At 35.5% G+C, this 8,904-nt stretch carries 9 protein-coding genes; 5 read left to right on the top strand and 4 right to left on the bottom strand.

The genetic code is table 11. The features are described from left to right. The first annotated feature begins 116 nt into the window (after positions 1-116). Positions 117-860 carry a 3-oxoacyl-[acyl-carrier-protein] reductase gene (fabG, locus tag Q0A18_RS05065; protein WP_292009089.1) on the top strand — a complete coding sequence of 248 codons (744 nt, stop codon included), beginning with the start codon at positions 117-119 and terminating at the stop codon, positions 858-860. Between the two features lie 46 nt (positions 861-906). On the opposite strand, the gene Q0A18_RS05070 is transcribed toward fabG, so the two are convergent. Both Q0A18_RS05070 and Q0A18_RS05075 read right to left on the bottom strand, forming a co-directional pair. Then, complete coding sequence (locus Q0A18_RS05070) at positions 907-1,617, bottom strand: DUF1835 domain-containing protein (RefSeq protein ID WP_292009090.1); 711 nt, start codon at positions 1,615-1,617, stop codon at positions 907-909. A 7-nt stretch (positions 1,618-1,624) separates the two neighbouring features. Further along, positions 1,625-2,665, bottom strand: a complete 1,041-nt coding sequence (locus tag Q0A18_RS05075; RefSeq protein WP_292009091.1) for a GMP reductase — start codon at positions 2,663-2,665, stop codon at positions 1,625-1,627. Positions 2,666-2,733: 68 nt separating this feature from the next. Between Q0A18_RS05075 and Q0A18_RS05080 the strand changes: the two genes are divergently transcribed. Genes Q0A18_RS05080 through Q0A18_RS05090 form a run of 3 tightly spaced genes read left to right on the top strand, consistent with a single transcriptional unit; the run spans position 2,734 to position 5,135 of the window. Beyond that, complete coding sequence (locus Q0A18_RS05080; protein ID WP_292009092.1) at positions 2,734-3,492, top strand: prolipoprotein diacylglyceryl transferase family protein; 759 nt, start codon at positions 2,734-2,736, stop codon at positions 3,490-3,492. After that, positions 3,489-3,722: a hypothetical protein gene (locus Q0A18_RS05085; protein ID WP_292009093.1), complete on the top strand. Its 234-nt coding sequence runs from the start codon at positions 3,489-3,491 to the stop codon at positions 3,720-3,722. Before Q0A18_RS05080 ends, Q0A18_RS05085 begins: the two co-directional genes overlap by 4 nt. 9 nt (positions 3,723-3,731) lie before the next feature. Beyond that, positions 3,732-5,135: a radical SAM protein gene (locus tag Q0A18_RS05090; RefSeq protein WP_292009094.1), complete on the top strand. Its 1,404-nt coding sequence runs from the start codon at positions 3,732-3,734 to the stop codon at positions 5,133-5,135. Between the two features lie 47 nt (positions 5,136-5,182). On the opposite strand, the gene surE is transcribed toward Q0A18_RS05090, so the two are convergent. Then, positions 5,183-5,956, bottom strand: coding sequence for a 5'/3'-nucleotidase SurE (gene surE / locus Q0A18_RS05095; RefSeq protein WP_292009095.1), 774 nt, complete (start codon positions 5,954-5,956; stop codon positions 5,183-5,185). A 140-nt stretch (positions 5,957-6,096) separates the two neighbouring features. On the opposite strand from surE, the gene Q0A18_RS05100 reads away from it, so the two are divergent. Next, entirely contained in the window at positions 6,097-8,226 is a 2,130-nt protein-coding gene (locus tag Q0A18_RS05100) for a carboxy terminal-processing peptidase (RefSeq protein ID WP_292009096.1), read from the top strand. 54 nt (positions 8,227-8,280) lie between these two features. Here Q0A18_RS05100 and Q0A18_RS05105 read toward each other — a convergent pair whose 3' ends face one another. Beyond that, on the bottom strand, positions 8,281-8,784 hold the full coding sequence (locus tag Q0A18_RS05105) for a superoxide dismutase family protein (protein ID WP_292009097.1): 504 nt from the start codon (positions 8,782-8,784) through the stop codon (positions 8,281-8,283). Between the last annotated feature and the right edge of the window lie 120 nt (positions 8,785-8,904).

Genomic DNA, 8,904 nt, shown 5'->3' on the forward strand with positions numbered 1-8,904 from the left:
ATAATATCTTTGTGAACTTTAAATTTTAATACATAATATTATTATTTACCAATAAAACCCACTTAATATTTAGAAGACGAATTATAATAATAAGGTGAATAAAATCTAAGTTATATATGAAATTATTAGAAGGAAAAGTAGCACTAATTACCGGAGCTACAAGAGGAATCGGAAAGGGAATTGCAGAAATTTTTGCTAAAGAAGGAGCAAAAGTGGCATTTACTTACGCCGGATCTGTAGATAAAGCGAAAGAATTAGAATCTGCTTTAAGTTCTGTAACACAAATTAAAGGGTATCAGTCTGATGCATCAGATTACGATGCTGCCCAAAAACTGGTGGATGAGGTAATGGCGGAGTTTGGTCAGATCGATATTTTGGTGAATAATGCCGGAATTACCAGAGATAATTTATTATTGAGAATGTCCAAGGAAGATTGGGATACCATTATTAAAGTAAATTTAGATTCAGTATTTAACCTTACCAAAGCGGTTATCAAGCCAATGATGAAGGCTAAATCAGGATCTATTATCAATATGACTTCTGTAGTAGGAGTAAAAGGAAATGCAGGGCAGGCTAATTATGCGGCTTCAAAAGCAGGTGTGATCGGATTTACAAAATCTGTAGCATTGGAGTTAGGATCAAGAAATATCCGTTGCAATGCTATTGCTCCTGGATTTATTGAGACGGAAATGACAGCTGTTCTGGATGAAAAAACAGTTCAGGGCTGGAGGGACGGAATTCCATTGAAGCGAGGAGGAAAGCCGGAAGATGTAGCTAATGCTTGCGTTTTCTTTGGAAGTGATATGTCTGCTTATGTTACAGGACAAGTGCTGAATGTGGATGGTGGAATGTTAATGTAAAATATTCATTTGATATAAAAACTCAGGCTCCAAAGAAGCCTGAGTTTTATATACATTTTTTATAAATCTTCCGAACCTGAAGATCTCCCAACCCCAACGCTCCAAATTCCTCCTGAAATTTTTCAAAAATTAAATTAAAATCTGTAATTCCATTTTCCATTACACTTTTAATAAAACCTTCCGGATTTTTATTAAGGTAAGTATCAATCACCTCTTTTAAATGGCGAAAACAGTGAGAGATATTTTCAGAGAACTTTTTTAAAGAATCCATGTCTTTATGTTGAAATGCTTTCCAGAGGCTGAGTGCCATTTCAATATCATTTTTATAAAATAAAACTCTGGATTCCATTGCTTCTTTCAAATCCGAACTGTCTGAAGTAGAAAAACCTTTCCATTTTTCAGAGGCTTTTGGAAATATTCTGTAGATCTTTACATTCTTATTATCAGAAAGCAGAAATAGACAGAACCATAAATTAACCTGACAAAACAAATCATCCTCAAACCATAGATTTATTTCAGAACCTTCCGGAATATTTACAATTTCTTCTAACTTGGGAAATACCTTATCATAATAATTACTCTGTTCCGTATGATATTCTTTGGAAATAAATTCGGCTCTCATTCTACAGAAATCTTTCAGGTTATCAGCCTGTAAGGGACCTGTTATTAAAGCTTCTCTGAAAATAATGAATTCACCACTAATAGAGGTTTCTTCCAATTGTTTGGCAAGGCAGTCTCCGTTAAGTATATTAAACATTCTAATGTTAATCTTTAAATATCTGATTTTCCTGTTCCTGAACTCTGATAAAAGTGGTTCTTTTTGATAATTCCTTTAATTTTGAAGCTCCGACATAGGTACATGTAGAACGTACACCTCCTAAAATATCTTTTACCGTTTCAGAAACTGGACCTTTATAAGCTACTTTTACGGTTTTTCCTTCCGAAGCCCTGTATTCTGCAACGCCACCGGAATGTTTATCCATAGCTGTTTTAGAACTCATTCCATAAAATAACCTGAATTTTTTTCCGTTTTCTTCGATAATTTCACCACCACTTTCATCATGTCCGGCAAACATTCCGCCTAACATCACAAAGTCTGCACCCCCGCCGAAAGCTTTGGCAACATCTCCCGGTACTTTACAGCCGCCGTCTGCAATGATATGACCGCCTAAACCATGGGCAGCATCTGCACATTCAATGATAGCGGACAGCTGAGGATATCCTACACCGGTTTTTATACGGGTGGTACATACGGATCCGGGACCAATGCCTACTTTAATAATGTCAGCGCCTACTAAAAGAAGTTCTTCTACCATTTCGCCCGTTACAACATTTCCTGCTATGATGATTTTATCAGGATAATCGGCTCTTGCTTTTTTGACGAACTGGACAAAATGTTCAGAATAGCCATTCGCTACATCAATACAGATGAATTGAATTTTTGGATGCTTTTCTATAATCTGCTTGATTTTCTCTTCATCAGCTTTTCCTGTTCCGGTGCTTAAAGCGATATACTGATAAATGCTATCAGATTGATTGTCCAGAAACTCGCTCCATTCTTCTACAGAATAATGCTTATGAATAGCTGTAATAATTTTTTCCTTAGCCAGCTCTACCGCCATTTCAAAAGTTCCCACAGTATCCATATTGGCGGCAATCACGGGAACTCCTTTCCATTTCTTTTGTGTATGACGGAAATTAAATTCCCGGTCCAGATCGACTTCAGAGCGGGATTTTAAAGTGGAACGTTTAGGACGGAACATTACATCCTTGAATCCTAATTTTATATCGTGTTCTATGCGCATTTCTTCATAATTATTTTGTTGATCAATTAAAGTTAGCAAATAATCTTAAATGTAGTATTTTTGAACCCATGGATTTTCCTGTAACTTTTCAAGTCTTCGGTAAAACGATATTGGCTCATCCTCTTTTTGAAACATTGGGAATGTTTATGGGAATGCGATATTACTATTACCTGAAAAGGAAATCTTCCGAAAAATTATCTTTCAATACATCTGCAGCGGTATTGATCGGGGCAACAGCCGGAGCGCTTATAGGTTCTAAACTTATTGGAAATCTGGAAAATCCATATACTTTTCTTGAGAATTTTTCTTTCAAAAGAATATGGTCTAACAATACTATTGTAGGAGGGCTTGCTTTTGGCTTAATTGGAGTGGAGCTGGCTAAGAAAAGTGTCGGGCATAAAGAAAGCACAGGAGACCTTATTGTATTTCCTTTAATTCTTGCTATGATCATTGGCCGGATAGGATGTTTTCTTACGGGGATTTATGAAGAAACTTATGGAATTCCGACAGACTCTATATTTGGAATGCACCTGGGAGACCAGTATTTAAGACATCCTGTTGCTTTATATGAAATCGTATTTCTGATTATGATGTGGATTTATTTAAGGCTTATTCAAAAGAAAAATAAATATCCGCAGGGCTTTATTTTTCAGATATTCATGTTGTGTTATTTTACATTCAGGTTCTTTTTAGATTTTATAAAGCCTCATGCCTATATTGTTGGGAATTTGGGAACCATACAATTAGTATGCATATGTGTAATTATTTACTACATTTATAAAATTAAAAACACGTTAAACTATACCCTCAAAACTATTAAATCATGAAGTTTTTAACATTACTCGAAGTAGGTGATCTCACAGGGCTGGTTGTAATAATTGTTGTAATCATTATTCTTGTTGCCTTATTTATATCGTTTATTGTCACTCTTTTCGTTAAATTGATTTATGAATCTAAAAATGATCAAAAATTTTCAAAGAAACAGTTCATTCAGACGATGGTGATATGCCTTTTAGTCTGTGGATTGATCAGTGGATATGTTTGTGGTGGAATTTAAAATACGATTATGCCGGTAAGAGATTATACTTATTACGATTATACAATAAGCCTGTGTCCAGAATGTCTGAAGAGAGTCGGGGCAAAAATTATTATAGAAGGAGAGGAGGTATTGATGACCAAAAGGTGTCCCGACCATGGATTTTTTAAAACTAAAATAGCTTCAGATGTCAATTACTATAAAAATATAAGAAATTATAATAAGGCTTCCGAAATGCCACTACATTTTGGGACAGAGGTAGAATATGGCTGTCCGTATGATTGTGGACTTTGTGTGGACCATGAACAGCACAGTTGCCTTTCCATTGTTGAGGTTACAGACCGCTGTAATCTGACTTGTCCTACCTGCTACGCGATGTCCTCACCGCACTATGGAAGTCATAGAAGCCTTGAAGATATAGAAGCTATGTTTGATCTCATTGTGAAAAATGAAGGTGAGCCGGATGTGGTTCAGATCAGTGGAGGAGAGCCTACTATCCATCCTGAATTTTTTAAGATAATGGATATTGCCAAATCCAAGCCGATCAAGCATCTTATGCTCAATACCAATGGTATACGAATTGCGAATGATCCCGGATTTGCTGAAAAGCTGGCTACCTATGCTCCTGAATTTGAGATTTATCTTCAGTTTGATTCTTTCAAGCCGGAAGTTTTAGAAGATTTTCGTGGAAAAGATCTTACAGAGGTAAGGATGAAAGCATTAGAAAAACTGAATGCCTTAAATCTTTCCACTACTCTTGTGGTAGTTCTTCAGAAAGATAAAAATATTGATGAAATCGGAAAGATTATTGAATTTGCTCTCAAACAGAAATGTATAAGAGGAATCACTTTTCAGCCTGTGGAAATTGCAGGAAGAAACCGAAAAGATTCCACTCATGAAAAGATTACTTTAACTGAAGTAAGACAGGAAATTCTTAATCAGTTTTCTATATTAAACCCTGATGATATTATTCCGGTTCCCTGTAATCCGGATGCATTAGCCATGGGATATATTCTGAAACTTGAAGGAGAGACAATACCTTTAACAAGATATATTAATCCGGCCGATCTGTTGAATAACGAATCTAAAAATACCATTGTATATGAACAGGATAAAGGATTGCAGATGCAGTTGCTGGATATCTTCAGTACCGGAATTTCAGTAGATAAAGTAAAACCTAAAGTAAATCAGTTACTTTGTTGTTTGCCGGAAGTTTGTGCTCCTAATTTGGACTATGATAATTTGTTCCGGATCATTATTATGAACTTTATGGATGCTCACGATTTTGATGTAAGGGCCGTTAAAAAATCCTGTGTTCACATTGTGAATAAAGATATGAAGCTGATTCCTTTTGAAACAATGAATCTGTTTTACAGAGATGATAAAAAGAAGCATCTCGAAGAACTGAGAAAAGAAGACAAGATTCTTTTTTAATAAAACTCCCGGATTATTAAGTCCGGGAGTTATATTTAATGATAGCGTTAATTGTCAAAATTCATTACTTCCTCCAGCGTTTTCATATATTCGTAGGCTGTCAGATCAAATTTTACTGGAACTACGGAGATATATCCATTAGCCAGGGCAGTTTCATCAGCATCTTCAGAATCATCCATATTATTGAAATATCCTGTCAGCCAGTAGTATTTTTTCCCATGAGGGCTAATTCTTTCATCGAAGCTTTCTTCCCATTTGGCATGAGCCTGTTTGCAGACTTTAACTCCTTTTATTTCTTCTTTAGGAAGTTTGGGGATATTGACATTAAGAACAATTCCTTTCGGCATAGGATTTTCAAGAGTTCTTCTGACAATATTCTGAATAAATTCCTTGGACTGAAGAAAATCAGCGTCCCAGCTAAAATCCAGTAATGAGAATCCTATAGCTGGAATCCCTTCTACTCCTGCTTCTACAGCAGCAGACATCGTTCCTGAGTAAATTACACTGATAGATGAATTAGATCCATGATTAATCCCCGAAACTACAAGATCCGGTTTTCTTTTCAAAATTTTATCCAAAGCCATTTTTACACAGTCAACCGGAGTTCCGCTGCACGAATAATCCGATTGAGGCCCTTCAAGATTTACTTCTTCGAAACTTAAAGTAGAGTTAATTGTAATGGCATGTCCTTTTCCACTTTGAGGAGAATTGGGAGCAACCACGATTACTTCTCCGATTTCATTCATAAAATTGACAAGATTTCTGATACCAGGTGCTGTAATTCCATCATCATTAGTAACCAGAATAAGCGGTCTTTCCATAAAAAATATTTTAACAAAAATACTTAAAACTATTCGATATTTGCGAATAAGGTATTAAATTTGATAGTTTGTAACACTAATTTAATTGTTACTACTAATAATCAGGATACTTAAAAAATAATAAAATATATTACAGACTTATGTGGAAAAATTTTAAGCTCAATAAATTTTTGCTCCTAATACCGTTAACAAGTCTTATTTTTTGTTTCAATTCACCTAAAAATGATGATGAAAAAATGCAGACGATAATGGTGAGTGTGAAAAATACACTATCATATTTGCATTATAGTCCCAAGCCTATCAATGATGCCTACTCCAAAGATGTTTATAAACAATATTTCGAATTGGTGGACCCTGCCAAGAGATATTTTTTACAATCTGATATGGATGAGTTCGCAAAACATGAGACCAAGCTTGATGATTATCTGAATCTGGGTGATCTTACTTTCTATAAACTTACAATTGACAGACTGTATCAAAGAGTAGATGAAATTGATAAAATTACTCAGGATATCTTTAGCAAACCTATTAATCTTGAAGAAGATGAATCCCTGACACTTGAGCCTAAACTTAAAAAAGTTCCGGCTAATAAAGAGCAGCAGTATAATGAATGGAGAAAATTTATTAAATACAATATCCTTCAGGAAATAGAATCTTTGAACAGTAAGGAACAGGCGCAGAAAGAAAAAAAGGATTCCGTACAGAAATATAAGCTGAAAGATACTATAAAGCTGGTAGTTCTTACTCCCGAGCAAAAGAGAGTAAAAGCAACTGATGAGGTTAAAGATCTTGTAAAAGAAACATTTACAAGATTCAAAAAAAGAAAAAAAATGGATTGGTTTACGGTGTATATGAATGCATATACCGAGGTTTTCGATCCCCATACCAATTATTACTCTCCAAAGGATAAAGAAGATTTCGATACGAATTTTACAGGAAAAGTAATAGGAATAGGAGCAATCATCCAGGAGAAAAAAGGAAATCTTTATTTGGGAGCCCTGACCATTGGAGCCCCTGCATGGAAATCCAAGCAGCTTTCCGAAGGTGATAAAATCTTAAAAGTAAGATCCAAACCCAAAGATGATGCCGTGAATGTAGTAGGAATGCTTTCTGATGAAGCGGTGAGGTTAATCCGAGGAGAAAAAGGAACTCCCGTTACTTTAACCGTGCAGAAAAAGGACGGAAGTATTAAAGATGTTACGATGATCCGTGAAGAAGTGGCTATCGAAGATACCTTTGCAAGAAGTATCGTTGTTAATTCTCCGAACGGTAAAAAATATGGATTTATCAATCTCCCGAGCTTTAATGCTGACTTCGAAGATCCAAACGGAAGAAATGCTTCTGATGATATTAAAAATGAGATCACTAAGCTTAAATCTCAGAATATCGAAGGTATCGTTTTAGACCTTAGAAATAACGGTGGAGGCTCTTTAACCGAAGTAGGAGATATCATGGGGCTTTTCATGAAAGCAGGACCTTATGTTCAGGTAAAAGACGGAAATGGTAAAACCCAGACCCTTAAAAACAAAAATGAAACTCCTGTATGGACAGGGCCATTGGTTATTATGCAAAACGAACTTTCTGCTTCGGCTTCCGAAATCTTAGCCGGAGTAATGCAGGATTACGGCAGAGCAGTGATTGTTGGTTCCCCTCAGTCTTTCGGAAAAGGAACCGTACAGACATTTGTAGACTTAAACAGATTCTTAAATACCGAAGATGATTTTGGATCTTTAAAACTTACCATTCAGAAGTTCTACAGAATTACCGGAGAATCTACCCAGAGAAAAGGGATTGTATCTGATATTCAGATGAAAGACTTCTTTACTTATGCGGAGATAGGCGAACGTTATGATGATTATGCATTGGCGTGGGATAAAATCCCAAGTACTCCTTTCCAAAAAGTTAATTATTTTGATATCAAGGCTTTAGAAAGTGCAAGTGCAGCCAGGATGGCTAAAAATACCAATTACCAGTTGTTGTTAGAATCAGCACAATGGAGAGAAAAATTGGATAAAGAAGAAAGTATTACACTTAATATCAATAAGTTCAACGAGGTGATGAAGCAAAGAAAGGCTCAGATCGAGAAATTCAAAGTCTTGAATAAATTCGAAAACGGACTTCAGTTTGTGATGTATCCTGCAGAAATCGAAAGAGAAAAAAAGGATGAAGCGTTCAAGAAGAAATCTGAAATGTGGGTGAAGAACCTTAAAAAAGATCTCTACTTGCAGGAAGCCATGAATATTATCTCAGATATGAATGTAAAACAATAGATTATAAAAAACCACTAATGAAAATTAGTGGTTTTTTTATTTTTATTAAAAGGGTTATTTAATTTCTACACATCCTACTCTTCCTCCTGCATTTCCTGTAGGCTGAGTATGGAAGTCATCCTTATCGGCATGAACAATAAGTCCTTTCCCTATAATATTTTTAGATTCATCAGTACATCCCAAACACCACTTATCAGTTTTAAATACTAATTTGGCGTTTCCGCTTCTATCTGCCACAAGATTTCCTATATCACCCATATGAAAGTGTTCTGCTCCCCATTTTCCATGGTCATTTTTACTTGGATTCCAGTGCCCGCCTGCTGAAGTTCCGTCCGCAGCAGAGCAATCTCCTTTTTCATGAATATGAACAGCATGGATTCCAGGAGTAAGGTTTGTCACATCAAGGTTCATCACAACCTCGTTTCCTTTTTGAGTGAACTTTGCTGTTCCTCCTGTTTGTGTTCCGCTTTTGGCCATTACAGAATAGGTTTTAGTGGTTCCACAAGAAACAGCAAATAAAGCGCATCCTATTAATAAGGCTAATTTTTGTGATTTCATTTTTTATAGTTTGGGTGGTTAATAATTTTTAAAGTTAAACATAAATTTTTAAAAGATTTTGAATAGGATTTATACTCAATAATAGGGACTTTGATCTAATCATATGTAAATTCTACCATA

This window comes from Chryseobacterium sp. (assembly GCF_022712095.1).
Taxonomy (GTDB): Bacteria; Bacteroidota; Bacteroidia; order Flavobacteriales; family Weeksellaceae; genus Chryseobacterium.